General features: G+C 70.0%; 14 protein-coding genes. 9 read left to right on the top strand and 5 right to left on the bottom strand.

The features are described from left to right. The first annotated feature begins 243 nt into the window (after positions 1-243). Positions 244-705: an SWIB/MDM2 domain-containing protein gene (locus tag JJB11_RS15325; RefSeq protein ID WP_201172984.1), complete on the top strand. Its 462-nt coding sequence runs from the start codon at positions 244-246 to the stop codon at positions 703-705. A 142-nt stretch (positions 706-847) separates the two neighbouring features. On the opposite strand, the gene JJB11_RS15320 is transcribed toward JJB11_RS15325, so the two are convergent. Beyond that, complete coding sequence (locus tag JJB11_RS15320) at positions 848-2,554, bottom strand: thiamine pyrophosphate-binding protein (RefSeq protein WP_201172981.1); 1,707 nt, start codon at positions 2,552-2,554, stop codon at positions 848-850. A 39-nt stretch (positions 2,555-2,593) separates the two neighbouring features. Here JJB11_RS15320 and JJB11_RS15315 point away from each other — a divergent pair, with 39 nt between their 5' ends. The 7 genes from JJB11_RS15315 (at position 2,594) to JJB11_RS15285 (ending at position 9,156) form a co-directional block, all read left to right on the top strand. Then, positions 2,594-3,244 (top strand): TetR/AcrR family transcriptional regulator, encoded by a 651-nt coding sequence (locus JJB11_RS15315; protein ID WP_201172978.1) that lies wholly within the window; start codon positions 2,594-2,596, stop codon positions 3,242-3,244. A 99-nt stretch (positions 3,245-3,343) separates the two neighbouring features. Further along, positions 3,344-4,507 carry a Gfo/Idh/MocA family protein gene (locus JJB11_RS15310; protein ID WP_201172975.1) on the top strand — a complete coding sequence of 388 codons (1,164 nt, stop codon included), beginning with the start codon at positions 3,344-3,346 and terminating at the stop codon, positions 4,505-4,507. 11 nt (positions 4,508-4,518) lie between these two features. Continuing rightward, positions 4,519-5,703 carry a dihydrodipicolinate synthase family protein gene (locus JJB11_RS15305; protein ID WP_201172972.1) on the top strand — a complete coding sequence of 395 codons (1,185 nt, stop codon included), beginning with the start codon at positions 4,519-4,521 and terminating at the stop codon, positions 5,701-5,703. Positions 5,704-5,726: 23 nt separating this feature from the next. Beyond that, positions 5,727-6,689 carry a Bug family tripartite tricarboxylate transporter substrate binding protein gene (locus JJB11_RS15300; RefSeq protein ID WP_201172970.1) on the top strand — a complete coding sequence of 321 codons (963 nt, stop codon included), beginning with the start codon at positions 5,727-5,729 and terminating at the stop codon, positions 6,687-6,689. Then, complete coding sequence (locus JJB11_RS15295) at positions 6,679-7,377, top strand: SDR family oxidoreductase (RefSeq protein ID WP_201172967.1); 699 nt, start codon at positions 6,679-6,681, stop codon at positions 7,375-7,377. The genes JJB11_RS15300 and JJB11_RS15295 overlap by 11 nt, the downstream gene beginning before the upstream one ends. A 2-nt stretch (positions 7,378-7,379) precedes the next feature. Further along, a complete protein-coding gene (locus JJB11_RS15290; protein WP_201172964.1) occupies positions 7,380-8,273 on the top strand; it encodes an NAD(P)-dependent oxidoreductase in 894 nt (297 codons plus the stop codon). Between the two features lie 4 nt (positions 8,274-8,277). Further along, positions 8,278-9,156, top strand: coding sequence for a sugar phosphate isomerase/epimerase family protein (locus tag JJB11_RS15285; RefSeq protein WP_201172962.1), 879 nt, complete (start codon positions 8,278-8,280; stop codon positions 9,154-9,156). A 48-nt stretch (positions 9,157-9,204) separates the two neighbouring features. Here JJB11_RS15285 and JJB11_RS15280 read toward each other — a convergent pair whose 3' ends face one another. Beyond that, a complete protein-coding gene (locus JJB11_RS15280) occupies positions 9,205-9,723 on the bottom strand; it encodes a bactofilin family protein (protein ID WP_201172960.1) in 519 nt (172 codons plus the stop codon). A 206-nt stretch (positions 9,724-9,929) separates the two neighbouring features. Here JJB11_RS15280 and JJB11_RS15275 point away from each other — a divergent pair, with 206 nt between their 5' ends. Continuing rightward, complete coding sequence (locus JJB11_RS15275; protein ID WP_201172958.1) at positions 9,930-10,658, top strand: DUF1444 domain-containing protein; 729 nt, start codon at positions 9,930-9,932, stop codon at positions 10,656-10,658. On the opposite strand, the gene JJB11_RS15270 is transcribed toward JJB11_RS15275, so the two are convergent. The 3 genes from JJB11_RS15270 to JJB11_RS15260 are packed head-to-tail and all read right to left on the bottom strand — an operon-like array spanning position 10,652 to position 14,495. Then, entirely contained in the window at positions 10,652-11,503 is an 852-nt protein-coding gene (locus tag JJB11_RS15270) for a general secretion pathway protein GspB (RefSeq protein WP_201172956.1), read from the bottom strand. The two genes, JJB11_RS15275 and JJB11_RS15270, sit on opposite strands and share 7 nt — an antisense overlap. 11 nt (positions 11,504-11,514) lie before the next feature. After that, the gene (locus JJB11_RS15265; RefSeq protein ID WP_201172954.1) at positions 11,515-13,200 is read right to left on the bottom strand and encodes an ExeA family protein; all 1,686 of its coding nucleotides are present in this window, start codon (positions 13,198-13,200) and stop codon (positions 11,515-11,517) included. A 47-nt stretch (positions 13,201-13,247) separates the two neighbouring features. Beyond that, positions 13,248-14,495 (bottom strand): MFS transporter, encoded by a 1,248-nt coding sequence (locus JJB11_RS15260; RefSeq protein ID WP_201172944.1) that lies wholly within the window; start codon positions 14,493-14,495, stop codon positions 13,248-13,250. Between the last annotated feature and the right edge of the window lie 54 nt (positions 14,496-14,549).

Here is a 14,549-nt window from a genome sequence, read left to right as displayed (position 1 = left end):
CCCTCTGGAAAACCGCTGCGCGCATGTCGCGCGGCACGCGCGGGGGCGCTCTCCAGAGGGCGCGCTGCTGATCTTCAGAGGGAAAACAGGCTCGCTCTCGGGGAGAAAAAGCAACATTTCCCAATGAAAAAGCGTCGCTTTCCCTTTGACGCGCCTCATTTCTCCCTTAGCATCCGCAGTGCCAGCGAGAGTGCTGTTTTCCGCTGGTAGGTTCCAACCAAACTTCTACAAGGAAATCAGACCATGGCAACTGCGAAGAAAGCGGCGAAGAAGGCCCCGGCGAAGAAGGCGCCGGCCAAGAAGGCAGCAGCGAAGAAGGCTCCGGCCAAGAAGGCCGTAGCGAAGAAGGCCGCTCCGGCCAAGAAGGCCGCGGCGAAGAAGGCCGCTCCGGCCAAGAAGGCAACTGCGAAGAAGGCCGCTCCGGCCAAGAAGGCCGCGAAGGCGCCGGCGAAGAAGCGCACCCCGAACGCGGCGTTCATGAAGCCCCTGACGCCCGACGCGTCCCTGGCCGCGGTGGTGGGCAACGCCCCGCTGCCCCGCACCGAGATCGTCAGCAAGCTGTGGGCCTACATCAAGAAGAACAAGCTGCAGGACCAGGCGAACAAGCGCATGGTCAATGCGGACGACAAGCTGCGCACGCTGTTCGGCAAGGGCCAGGTGTCCATGTTCGAAATGGCCGGCCTGATCGGCAAGCACGTGAAGTAATCGATCTTCGCGATCGCTGAAAACGCCGGCCCATGCCGGCGTTTTTCTTTGGCGGGCAACCCCAGGGGCCGGCGTCATGAAAAAAGGGCGCCACGGCGCCCCTGGATGCCTTGCCGGCCGGCCCGCGCGGCCAGCCCCGAACTCAGCCGCCCTTCTTGAGCGCGGCGTCGCGGATCGCGCTCAGCGTGCCCCGCGTCGTGATCACTTCCGGATCCAGCATGACCTCGATCACCGTGCCCTGCGGGCGCTCCAGCGCCGCCAGCAGCGCCGGCTCGAACTCCTCGGTGCGCGTGATGCGGGTCCCCTCGTAGCCGTACGCCCGGGCGAGCGCCACGAAATCCGGGTTGGCCAGCGCGGTCCCTGCGGCCTCGACGTGCGTCGGGTACTCGCGCTCCTGGTGCATGCGGATCGTCCCGTACATGCCGTTGTTCAGCAGCACGACGATGGACTTCGCGCCGAACTGGCTGGCCGTCGCCAGTTCCTGGCCCGTCATGAGGAAGTCGCCGTCGCCGGCCATCGTGAGCGCGACGCGGCCCGTGACGATGCTCGCCGCGATCCCCGCGGGCACGCCGTAGCCCATGGCGCCGGAGGTCGGCGCGAGCTGCGTCCTGCTGCCCTTCGCCAGCCCGTGGTGCCGGAAGAAGCGATGCGTCCAGGAAGCGAAGTTGCCCGCGCCGTTGGTGATCAGTGCGTCCGGCGGCAGGTGCTTCTGCAGGCTGGCAACGATGGCCGGCATGTCGATGGAGCCGGGCAGCTTCTGCGGCTGCAGGTTGCCCTCGTAATCCGCGTGCGCGGCCTCGGTCCAGGCAGCCCAGGGCAGCTCGGTCGGCGCGGCGAGCACCTCCAGGGAACGCGCGGCGGCATTCATCGTGGCATTGATCGCCAGGTCCGCCTGGTAGACGCGGTTCAGTTCCTCGGCACTGCCATGGATGTGCACCAGCTTCTGCGCCGGCTTCGGCGGCGTGAGCAGGGTGTAGCCGCCCGTGGTCATCTCGCCCAGGCGCGGGCCGATCGCCAGGATCAGGTCGCTCTCGCGGACGCGCGCGGCCAGCTTCGGATTGATGCCGATGCCGACGTCGCCCGCGTACTGCGGGTGGTGGTTGTCGAAGGTGTCCTGGAAGCGGAAGGCGTTGCCCACCGGCAGCTTCCAGTTCTCCGCGAAGCGCTGCAGCGCCTGCGCGGACTGCACGGTCCAGCCGCCGCCGCCCGCGATGACGAAGGGCTTGCGCGCGGCGAGCAGCATCTCGCGCAGCGTGCGCAGCGCGCCGGGGTCGCTCCAGGCCTCCACCGCTTCCACGCGCGCCGTCGGGCGCGCGGCGGTGAACTGCGTCAGCATGTCCTCGGGCAGGACCAGCACCACGGGGCCGGGCCGGCCGTTCATGGCCGTGGCGAAGGCGCGCGCGATGTACTCGGGGATGCGGTCGGCGTCGTCGATGCGCTCCACGCGCTTGGCCATGCCCTTGGTGCTGGGGCCGAAGAAGCTCCCGTAATCCACCTCCTGGAAGGCCTCGCGGTCGCGCTGGTCGCTGGCGACGTCGCCCACGAACAGCACCATGGGCGTGGAGTCCTGGAACGCCGTGTGCACGCCGATGGACGCGTTGGTCGCACCGGGGCCGCGCGTGACGAAGCAGACGCCCGGCCGGCCCGTGATCTTGCCTGCGGCCTCGGCCATGAAGGCGGCGCCGCCCTCCTGCCGGTTGGTCACGAAGCGGATGCGATCGCGATACGCGTGGAAACCATCGAGTACCGCGAGGTAGCTTTCGCCGGGAACCCCGAAGACGTGGGACACGCCCTGGGCCACCAGGCATTCGACGATGAGGTGGCCGGCGAGCTGCTTCTCTTGCGACATGTGCTTGACTGGATTAACTGTTTGGTGAATTATCGAACGATGGCCCGAGACACCAGCCCTCCCGGCGAGGAACGCTTGCGCGATGCCGACCGCTCGCAGAGCACCATCCTAGCAGCGGCACGCGACGAATTCGCCGAGCACGGCCTCGGCGGCGCCCGCGTCGATCGCATCGCCGAACGCGCGGGGCTGAACAAGCGCCTGATCTACTACTACTTCGAGGACAAGGAAAAGCTGTTCCAGGCCGTGCTGGAACTGGCTTACCGCGACATCCGCACCGAGGAGATGAAGCTGCGGCTGCTGGAGCTCGACCCGCCGATCGCCGTGCGGCGGCTGATCGAGTTCACCTGGCAGTACTACCTGGACCACCCCGAGTTCCTCACACTGCTGAACAGCGCCAACCTGCACCGCGCCCGCCACCTCGCGGAGTCGAAGCGCGCGCGCGAGCTGAACTCGCCGGTGATCGAGACGCTCGGCGCCGTGCTCGAACGCGGGCGCAAGGAAGGCCAGTTCCGCGGCGGTGTCGATCCCGTGCAGCTGTACGTGTCGATCGCCGGGCTGTCGTACTTCTACCTGTCCAACAGCCACACGCTGTCGGCGATCTTCGGCCGCGACCTGCTCTCGCCCAAGGCGCGCACCGAGCGGCTGTCGCACATGGCGGACCTCGTCCTCGGCTATCTCGCCGCCAGCTGAGCGGCCAATCCGCTAGTCCGCGCAGGCTTGCGCAGCGCGAGTTCCTCGCCCATAATTCACCAACCAGTTAATTAAACCCCCACACACAGAGGCAGACCCATGGCCATCCAGCGTCTCGGAATCATCATGCACGGCGTCACCGGGCGCATGGGCATGAACCAGCACCTCATCCGCTCCATCGTGGCGATCCGCAACCAGGGCGGCGTGACGCTCGCGAACGGCGACAAGGTGATGCCCGACCCGATCCTGATCGGGCGCAACGCGGAGAAGATCGAGGCGCTCGCCCGCTCGCAGAAGATCGAGCGCTGGGGCACGGACCTGGACAAGGCCCTCGCGAACAAGGACGACACGGTCTTCTTCGACGCCGGCACCACGCAGATGCGCCCCACCCTGCTGGCCAAGGCGCTGCGCGCAGGCAAGCACGTGTACTGCGAGAAGCCGATCGCCACGACGCTGGCCGAGGCCATGCAGATCGCCGAGACCGCGCAGAAGTCTGGCCTCAAGCACGGCGCCGTGCAGGACAAGCTGTTCCTGCCCGGGCTGCGCAAGCTGGACATGCTGCGCCGCTCCGGCTTCTTCGGCCGCATGCTGTCTCTGCGCCTGGAGTTCGGCTACTGGGTGTTCGAGGGCGACCTGCAGCCGATCCAGCGCCCGTCCTGGAACTACCGCGCCGAGGAAGGCGGCGGAATGATCCTGGACATGATGTGCCACTGGCGCTACGTGCTGGACAACCTGTTCGGCCAGGTGAAGTCCATCTCCTGCCTGGGCGCCACGCACATCCCGCAGCGCTGGGACGAGAACGGCAAGCCCTACGCGGCCACCGCCGACGATGCGGCGTACGCGATCGCCGAACTGGTCGGCCACAACGGCGAGCCGGTCGTGGCGCAGCTGAACATGTCGTGGGCGACGCGCGTGCGGCGCGACGACCTGGTGACCTTCCACGTGGACGGCACGCACGGCTCCGCCGTCGCCGGCCTGCAGGAGTGCCGTGCGCAAAGCCGCGTCACCACGCCGCGGCCGGTGTGGAACCCGGACGTGAAGCAGAGCATGAACTTCTTCGACCAGTGGCAGGAGGTGCCGGACACGGAGTTCTACGACAACGGCTTCAAGATCCAGTGGGAGCACTTCATCCGCCACGTGGTCGAGGACGCGCCCTACAAGTGGACGCTGCCCGAGGGCGCGAAGGGCGTGCAGCTGGTCGAAGCCGCGCTGCAAAGCTGGAAGGAACGCCGCTTCGTCGACGTGCCCGCGCTGCAATTCTGAGGAGGCACGCCATGGCCCTGACCCTGAAGCTGCCCACGTCCGCCGGCAAGATCGAGAGCTACACGCTGCGCGGCACCGCGCCCGTGAAGCCCGCGAAGGGCGTGAAGTTCAACCGCATCGCCTATTCCGCCGCGCACGTGGTGGCGGATCCCCTGGCCGCCATCGATCCCTGGCTGCAAAGCGCGGTCGACTGGGACGCCACCATCGGCTATCGCCAGCACCTGTGGTCGCTGGGCCTCGGCGTCGCGGAAGCCATGGACACCGCGCAGCGCGGCATGGGCATGGACTGGCCCACCTCGCTGGAACTCATTCGCCGCTCGGTCGACGCGGCACGCGACGTGCCGGGTGCGCTGGTCGCCTCCGGCTGCGGCACCGACCAGCTCGCGGTCGAAGACGCGAAAAGCACAGCCGACGTGATCCGCGCCTACGAGGAGCAGATGGCCGCGATCGAGAAGCTCGGTGGCCGCCTGATCGTGATGGCGTCGCGGGCCCTGGCGCGCGTGGCGAAGTCGCCCGCCGATTACGAGAAGGTGTACGGCCGCATCCTCTCGCAGGCGAAGCAGCCCGTGATCCTGCACTGGCTGGGCGACATGTTCGACCCGGCGCTGGCGGGCTACTGGGGCACCCCGGACGTCGACGCCGCGATGGACACGGCGCTGGGCATCATCGGCGCGCATGCCTCCAAGGTCGACGGCATCAAGATCTCGCTGCTGGACAAGGACAAGGAGATCGCGATGCGCCGCCGCCTGCCCGCGGGCGTGCGCATGTACACGGGCGACGACTTCAACTACGCGGAACTGATCGCGGGCGACGGTTACGGCACGTCCCCCAACCAGGGTCGCAGCGATGCGCTGCTGGGCATCTTCGACGCCATCGCACCGGCCGCGAGCGCCGCTCTCGGCGAACTGGCGCAAGGGAACCTCGAGCGCTTCCACGCGATCCTCGGTCCCACCGTGCCGCTGTCGCGCCACATCTTCGCGGCGCCCACGCGCTTCTACAAGACCGGCGTGGTGTTCATGGCCTGGCTCAATGGCCACCAGAAGCACTTCACCATGGTCGGCGGCCAGCAGAGCACGCGCAGCTTCCCGCACCTGGCGGAGCTGTTCCGCCTGGCCGACGCGGCCAACCTGCTGGAACAGCCCGAGCTCGCCGTGCAGCGCATGAAGACCCTCGCGGCCGTGCACGGCATCGCCTGATCCCGCACCGAGGAGAACCGCAGATGCTCAAGTCCATGATGAAGTTCGCGCTGGCCGCGTGCCTCGCCGCCGCCAGCATCGCCGCCCTCGCCGATGCGTGGCCCACGCGGCCGGTCAAGGTGATCATCCCCTTCCCGCCGGGCGGCACGCTCGACGCGGTCGGCCGCCAGCTGGCGCAGAAGCTCAGCGAGCAGCTCGGGCAGGCGTTCGTGGTGGAGAACCGGGCCGGCGGCAACGGCACCATCGGAGCCGATGTCGTCGCGCGTTCCCAGCCCGATGGCTACACCCTGCTGTTCAACGCCTCCACGTTCGTGAGCGCGCCCATGACGATGAAGTCGGTCGCCTATTCCGTGACCAGGGACTTCCAGCCGATCGCCCTCGTCGCCAAGGCGCCGCTGTCGGTCGCGATCAACAAGCGCCTGCCCATCACCGACATCAAGTCGCTGCTCGCCTACGCCAAGGCGCATCCCGGCACCATGACCTTCGCCGTCGGCTCGATCGGCTCGGCGGGCCACCTGTCCACCGAACTGCTCAAGCGCGCCGGGAACATCGAGTACACGGTGGTGCCGTACAAGGGCACGGCGCCGGCCTTCCAGGACCTGATCGGCGGCCAGATCGACGGCTTCATCGACCCCATCCTCGGTTCGGTCCAGTACCACAAGAGCGGCATGGTGCGCGTGGTCGCGGTCACCTCCAGCACGCGCTCGCCCAGCCTTCCCGACGTGCCGACCGTGGCCGAGACCCTTCCCGGCTTCGAGTTCTACAGCTGGTACGGCCTGTGGGGGCCGGCGAAGCTGCCCGCCGACATCACGACCAAGCTCAATGCCGAAGTGAACAAGGCGCTCGCCGGGGACATGAAGGAGAAGCTGGTGCAGCAAGGCCTGCTGCTCACGCCCGGCTCGGTCGACGACTTCGTGAAGTTCCAGGCCGCCGACATGGCGCGGGCGCAGAAGATCATCACCGAGGGCCACATCCGTGTCGAATGAGGACCGCCGCGCCCTGGTGACCGGCAGCAGTTCCGGCATCGGGCAGGCCGTCGCGCGCCGCCTGCTGGACGAAGGCTGGCAGGTGCTGGGCCTGGACATCGCGCGGCCCGCGATCGAGCACCCCCACTTCCAGTCGGTGGCGGTGGACCTCGGCGACGCAGGCGCACTGGGCGCGGCGCTTGCCCGCACCGGGCCGCTGCAAGCGGTCGTGCAGGCGGCCGGGATCCTGCGCCCTGGCTCGCTGGGCCAGCTAGCTCCCGCCGACGGCGCGGCCATGTGGCGGCTGCATGTGCAGGCGGCCACGCAGGTGGCCAACGTGCTGCTGCCACGCATGGCGCGCGCCGGCCAGGGCCGCATGGTGCTGATCGGCAGCCGGGTCGCGCGCGGCATCGCCGGGCGCAGCCAGTACGCTGCCACCAAGGCCGCGATCGCCTCGCTCGCACGCAGCTGGGCCGCGGAAGTCGTCACGCAGGGCGTGACCGTGAACGTGGTCGCGCCCGCGGCGACGCAGACCGGCATGCTCACCGATCCCGCCCGCCAGGGCACGCCCTCGCGCCTGCCTCCGATCGGCCGGCTGATCCAGCCCGACGAAGTCGCGTCGCTGGTCGCCTACCTGCTCTCGCCTGCCGCCGCGGCCATCACGGGGCAGGAGATCCAGATCTGCGGCGGGACCTCGCTGGTCCCCTGAACATGGACACGCAGCATCGCCCCGTCGGACTGGTCGGCCTCGGCCTCGTGGGCCATGCGCTGGCGCAGCGCCTGCTCGCGGCTGGCTTCCCCGTGCATGGCTTCGACCTGCGCCAGGAAGCGCGTGAGCGCCTGACGGCGCTGCGCGGCACGGCGCACACTTCGGCCGCCGCCGTCGGCGCGCAGTGCGACTGCGTGCTGCTCGCCGTGTTCGACACGAAGGACGTGCTGGCCGTGCTGGAAGGCGAAGGCGGGCTGCTGTCCGCAGGCCATCGGGTGCGCAGCGTCGTCGATTGCTCCACCGGCACGCCCGAGGAGCTGCAGGCGCTGGCGGCCCGGCTGCGCGCGCGCGGCATCGCTCTCATCGAAGCGCCGCTGTCCGGATCGAGCCAGCAGATCGCCGCCGGCGAGGCAACGCAGTTGCTGGGTGGCGAGGCCGAGGACATTGCCCGCTGCGCGGATGTGCTCGAGGCGATAGCGCTTCGCCGCCTGCACGTGGGCCCCGCAGGCATGGCGGCGAAGGCGAAGCTCGCGACCAACCTCGTGCTCGGATTGAACCGCGCGGTGCTGGCCGAAGGCATGGCCTTTGCGGAGAGCCTGGGCATCCCACCCGAGACCTTCCTTGCCCTCGTGCTGGCGACGCCGGCACGCTCCGTCGCCGCGGAAGTGAAAGGGCCGCTGATGGTCAGCGAACGCTTCGAGCCGCAATCCCGCATCCGCCAGCACCTCAAGGACGTGGGTCTGATGCTCGAGGCGGCGCAGGCCGCCGGCCAGCCACTGCCGCTCTCGCAAACGCATGCACGCCTGATGCGCGATGCCATCGCCGCGGGCGATGGCGACCTGGACAACGCGGCCCTGCTGCTGCAGTGGCGGCGCGAACGCACACCACCTTCCTGAATCCATGCGCGACTTTTCACGAGACACCCGCTGGCTGTCGATCAACACCGCCACGATCCGCAAGAGCCGCGGCGTCGACCTGCCGCTGCCCGACATCATCGAAGCCTGCGTGCGCCGCGGCATCCGAGCGATCTCGCCCTGGCGCGACCAGGTCCATGCCGCGGGCCTCGCCACGATTTCGCAATTGGTGCGCACGCATGGCATGGAGCTCTCCGGCTATTGCCGCGGCGGCATGTTCCCGGCCACGGACGCCGCCGGCCTGAAGGCCGCACGCGACGACAACCGCCGCGCGATCGACGAGGCCGCGGAACTGCGCGCCCCCTGCGTCGTGCTCGTGGTGGGCGGCCTGCCCGGCGCGCTGCAAGGCCGGGCGGCGCACAAGGACATCGCCCTGGCGCGCTCGCAGGTGCGCGACGGCATCGCGGAGATGCTGGAGTATGCGAAGCAGGCGAAGATGCCGCTCGCGATCGAGCCGCTGCATCCGATGTATGCAGCCGACCGGGCCTGCGTGAACACGCTGGAGCAGGCGCTGGACCTGTGCGACGCGCTGGATCCGGGGCGTACGGGTGCTCTCGGCGTCGCCGTCGATGTCTACCACACGTGGTGGGACCCCAAGCTCGAAGCGCAGATCGCCCGCGCCGGCCGCGAGCGCCTCCTCGCCTTCCACGTCTGCGACTGGCTCACGCCCACCACCGACCTGCTGAACGACCGCGGGATGATGGGGGACGGCGTGATCGACATTCCGCGCATCCGCGGCTGGGTCGAGGCGCAGGGCTTCGCCGGCTACAGCGAGGTGGAAATCTTCTCGACGGGCAACTGGTGGCAGCGCCCGCACGAGGAGACGCTGGACACCTGCATTGCGCGCCACCAGTCCGTCGTCTGAGGCACGAGAGGCCGCACGGCCGCAGCCGGTGCGGCCACGTCGACGCGCTTACTGCACCGGCTGCAGGCCGGTGCGCGGTGCGGCCGGCGTCTTCGGGCCGGTGCCGGACTCGATCTCGCCGGAGAGCTGCCCGCCCTCCTCGATCACGACCTTGCCGTAGCGCACCTTGCCCGTGACCTTGCCCGTGGAATAGATCACCAGCTTCTGGCGCACGGTGAGGTTGCCCTCGAACACGCCGCGGATCTCGGCGACGTCGATCTCGGCGGAGCCCTTGAAGGCGCCGCGCTCGGAGATCTGGATCACGCGCGAGTCCATCGTGGCCTCGACGGAGCCCTCGACCACCAGCGTGTCGCAGTCCGTGATCTCGACGCCCTTGAGCTTGATGTTCGGTCCGACGGTGAGCTTGCTTTCGCCCTCCTTCACCGCAGCGGCGGGAGCGGCAGCCTGCTGCGTCGCGGCGGAAGCGGCCTGGCCGGAAAGGGCAGCGGCGTTCGGGTTCGACCCGGGACGCGGATAGCCGTCCTCGCGCTTGTTGGTGTTGTTGAAGAAGGGGGACTGCAGTGCCATGAAGCGTTTTCCTCTGAGTGACAACGAAGAGCTGCGATCGTAGGCAGCGCAGCTCTTACATGTTCAGTGCTCGGCGCAAGAACGGTAACGAATGGCGTTGCTGCGCGCCGACGCTGCCCCGAGGTTCTGCCGCGAATGCCCTTTGTACGGGTTGCGCACGGGCCGGCCACGCATCACGATGACAGCAGAGCCACGAGGAGGACGCCATGCACCGAGCCCTGCGAGCCATCGCCGCGATCACCGCGCTGTGCACTGCGTCCGCATCGAGCCTGGCCGCGGACCGCGGCGAGGACGAGAGCATCGCTACCGGCCCCGCCAACCTCATCGTCGTCCTGCGCGAGACGCCGGGAGCGAACAAGACGGACGAGGCGCTGGTGCCGTTCGGCACGATCAGCGCTCGCGGGGAGGACGGTCGCGAATTCAGCTTCGAGGCGAGCTGGTTCCAGTACCTCGGCGACATGCACCTGCGGCTCGTGTTCGACGGCGACCGGCAGGTGCAGAGCGCGACGCCCGAGGACCTGGAGCGGCTGCACCTGAGCCCCGAGCAGGCGCTCGCGCGCGCCGTGGCCAACTTGCGCGACCGCTATGGTGCCCCGGTGGCCGAGCCGTGGACCGGCGGGCTGATGCAGGTGCACGGCGACGCGCCGGCGCTGGACAGCAGCTACTTCCTCGATCGCGCGTTCTGGCTGGAGCAGCAGCGCCGCTCGCCGGCGGGGCTGGTCGTCGCCGTGCCGGAGCGCGGCGGCCTGGTGTTCGCCCGCGCCGATGACGAGTCTGCGATCGCGACGCTGCGATTCAGCGCGGCGGCCTTGTACGCAGGTGGAGAGGCCACGCGGATCTCCTCCGGCCTCTACCTGTTCCGCGACGGACACTGGTCCGTGTTCCAGGCGCCGCAGAAGCTCGAGGCGGATGAATCCGCGCGGGCGCCTCAGTAGCTGACGGCGTAGCGGTAGCCGCGGAAGCGCAGCACCGCGCTGCGCGAGCGGATCTGGTCCAGCACCACGCCCGGTGCGAGTTCCGCGCCTTCATTGACCACTTGGCCGCCCACGACCAGCATGCGCTGCGCGGCGTTCTCCGAGTACACGCCGCCGGTGATCGCCAGCTTGGGCAGTGCGCCTTGCACGTCGGCAGGCAGTTCCGCGGGATTGAAGACGCGATTGGCCGACGCGGTCGCGACGGGCGCGGCGCTCGCAGGCGCGAGCTTGGCGGTCGCGAGCGCTTCCGGTCGGGATCCGTTGCCGGCACTCGCCGGCGCCCCAGCGGCGTGTGCAGTCCCTGGCGCGGCAGCGGCGACAGGTGCGGCAGGCGCAGGGGTCGCAGCCGTGGTTGCAGACGAGGCCACAGGCACGGTTGCAGGCGGTGCGCTTGCGCCTGCCGCCGGCGCAGCAGCGGCATGCGGCCGCGCGGCCGCCACGACGGTGGGCTTGGCGCGCTCCACGGGCGGCTTCAACGGCATCGGAGGCGCCGGCGGGCTCACCACGTCCGCCACTGCCACCACGGTGGGTGCGGCTGGGGCTGGGGTCACTGCGGGTGCGGCTGGCTGTGGCGGGACCACGGCGACCGCGACCTGCGGCGCCGCGCTCTCGGCATTCGGACGCTGCCACGCGAACACGAGGGCCGCGCCGACCACGGCCAGCGCTCCCAGGGGCCAGGCCCAGCCCGGGATGGGCGCCCGCGCAGTCGCCGGCGCGCCCGCGCCGGGCTGCGCGTGAATGCCGCGGGCGGGATCGCGTTCGCGCTCCGCGTCGGCGCGGCGCAAGGCATCGAGGATGTACGACATGCGCTGGTTCTTCAGGGTTGGGTGCGCAGGCGCGGTTCGTCCACGCCGGCGGCACGATTCAGTTGCATGTAGGTCAGCGGGCCCGGGCGTCCGTCCGCCGGCAGGCCTTGCGCCACCTGGAACGCGCGGACCTCGTTGCGCAGTGCCGGATCCAGCTTCGCGGGCTGCGGGGCTGCCTCGCCCCTTGCGCTCGCCAGCTGCAGTGCGACCCAGTCCACCGCCGGGCCGCCCTGGCCATCGCGCGGATCGCCGCGGTAGCCTTCGGGGGCGCGCCAGAGCGTGGCGAAGTCGCCGGCCCAGCGCTGCGCGAGCGCGGTGAGCGTCACCGTCTGCTCGGTGCCGGCGGCCGCCAGCGTGGCGGTCTGGTCCGTGAGCGCGACGAGCACCGCATACGACGGCTGGCCCGTCGCGCTGTCCAGCGTGACGATGCCGGGCCGCCCCAGTTGCCGGATGACGGGCAGGCTCAGGTTCTTGCTGAAGCAGTGCACCTGCTCGCGCGCGAGCGCGGCACAGGCGCCACCCTGGCCTTGAGGCAAGGGCAGTTTCCAGAGCGCGGCCAGTTCGCGCCAGGCGGCGTTCTCGTCGCGGAGCAGCGCCGGCGGGCGCGGTGCGTCGGCGGCCTTCACCGGCACGGCCACCGCCGGCGGCATCGCCGTCCTCGTGGATGCGGTTGCAGGCACGGCGACCGTCGCGGACAGGGGCCCCGGCCGCGGAGCCGCCGCGGACGCAGGCCCGGCCTTCTTCTCGCCCAGCGCGACACGCGCCGGCTGCAACGGTTCGACCACGCGCGTGGCGGCAGCGAGCAAGCCTGCCCCGGCCACGAGGGCCACCGCCGCCGTCAGCGCAGTGCGGCTCCACGCCGGCCGGGGCTGGCTGCCGCGCGGGAACACTTCGGCGGCGGCCTGCCGCACGACGCGGCGGGTGACTTCGCCCTGCCCGTTCGCATACGCGCCGAGCAGCGCGCGGTCGCACAGCAGGTTGATCCGGCGCGGCACCCCGCCGGTGGCCGCGTGGATGCTGCGCAGGGCCGCGCGGTTGAACGGCAGCGGCCGCTGCAGTCCGCACGCTTCCAGGCGGTGCCGCACATACAGCTCGCTTTCCTGCGGCGCCATCGCCCGCAGGTGGTAGCGCGCGATCACGCGCTGCGCGAGCTGTTCCAGCTCGGGGCGCGCGAGCATGTCGCGCAACTCGGGCTGGCCGATCAGGATGATCTGCAGCAGCTTGCGCTCGCTGGTCTCCAGGTTCGTGAGCAGGCGCAGCTGCTCCAGCACTTCAGGCGCGAGGTTCTGGGCCTCGTCGATCACGAGCACGCTGTTGCGGCCGGCCGCATGCGACTGCAGCAGGAACTCGTTGAGCGGATCGAGGTAGTCCTTGACCGTCCCCGCGCGGTGCGTGGGCAGGTTCACGGGCACCCCGAACTCGTGGCACACGGTCTCGAGCAGTTCGAGCACCGTCAGCTTGGGGTTGAAGATGTAGGCGAGCTGCACCTGCTTGGGCACCTGCTCCAGGAACGAGCGGCAGACCGTCGTCTTGCCCGTGCCGATCTCGCCGGTCAGCAGCACGAAGCCACCCCCGCCCTGCACCCCGTACAGCAGGTGCGCCAGAGCCTCGCGGTGCTGTTCGCTCATGAACAGCAGGCGCGGGTCCGGCGCGATGGAGAACGGCTCCTGCTTCAGCCCGAAATACTCGGCGTACATGGCGCAAGGATAGCGCGCGCATGTAACGGCGGTCTCGGGGCCGGCCCTCAGGCGGGGGCTAGCGCGGCAGTACGGCGCACCCGGCGGACGTTGAACGCGCTGGCGATGAGCAGCAACTGCAGCGCCACCAACACCATCCAGACGCCGCGGAACTGGCCGTGGTCCATCAGCCCGCCGAACACCAGCGGCGCGATCGCCTGGCCGACGTCGAGGCCGGAATACACGACGCCGTACACGCGTCCGGTGGCGTTCTCGGGCGAGGAGCGCTTGACGAGCATGTCGCGCGCCGGCCCGGCGGTGCCGCTGACGAAGCCCATCGCACCGAACAGCGCGGGCACCGCCGCGGCCGGCACGGAGGCGAAGGCGATGCTGAGCGCGACCAGCGCCGCCAGCCCGAAGCCCGCGCCGACAACGCGCTCGCAGCGCGCCGGGTCGGACGCCAGGAAGCCTCCGACCAAGGTGCCGCCGGCGGCGCAGACCATGTAGCTCGTGATGCACACGGCCACGAGGGCCTTGGGCATGCCGAGCAGGTTCATGGCCGCGAGCGGCGCAAAGGTCTGCACGCCGGTGAGCACGCCGGCGTACACGAGGAAGAAGGCGAAGCACATCCAGACGGCCGGGATGCGCAGGAAGGCCAGGCTGTCGTCCGCCTGGCCCTTGCCCGGGGCCGGGTTGCGCTGCAGGCCCGGCAGGGCCAGCGTCGCGCGGTTGAGCCAGAGCACCACCAGCACCGCGAGCGCCACGCACCCCGCGGCGGCGAGCGCCGCGCGCCAGTGGAACGCGAGCGCGAGCGGCACTACCACGACGGGACCCAGGGCCCAGCCCAGGCTGCCGGTGATGCCGTGCACGCTGTAGCCGTGGCCGAGGCGCGTGGGGCTCACCTTGCGATTGAGCAGCGTGTAGTCGGCCGGATGGAAGACCCCGTTGCCCGTGCCCGCGACGACCGCAACCAGCGCCATCGTCCAGTAGTTGGGTGCGAGCGCGAAGCCGAACGCGGCCGCTGCCACGAGCGACAGCCCGCCGAACAGGATGGGGCGCGGGCCGAAGCGATCCACGAGGAAGCCCGACGTGGTCTGCACGCCGCAGGACACGACGAAGAAGATCGTCATGAGGAAGCCCAGCTGCGTGTAGCTCACGCCGAGCGCGTCTTTCAGCCACGGGAACAAGGGCGGCAGGATCAGCTGGCTGAAGTGGCTCACCATGTGGGCGAGGCCCACCAGGCCGATGACGTGCGCGTCCTGCCTGAGTGGGATGCCGGGGGCGGCGGAAGCGGCGGAGGCGGTGGCGGTCGACATGCGTCGATGCTAAGTTCTGCGCCCGCTTTCCGGAATGCGACGGAACGCCACAAA

This window comes from Ramlibacter ginsenosidimutans, assembly GCF_016654015.1.
Taxonomy (GTDB): domain Bacteria; phylum Pseudomonadota; class Gammaproteobacteria; order Burkholderiales; family Burkholderiaceae_C; genus Ramlibacter; species Ramlibacter ginsenosidimutans.
This window is presented reverse-complemented; position numbering and strand designations above follow the sequence as displayed.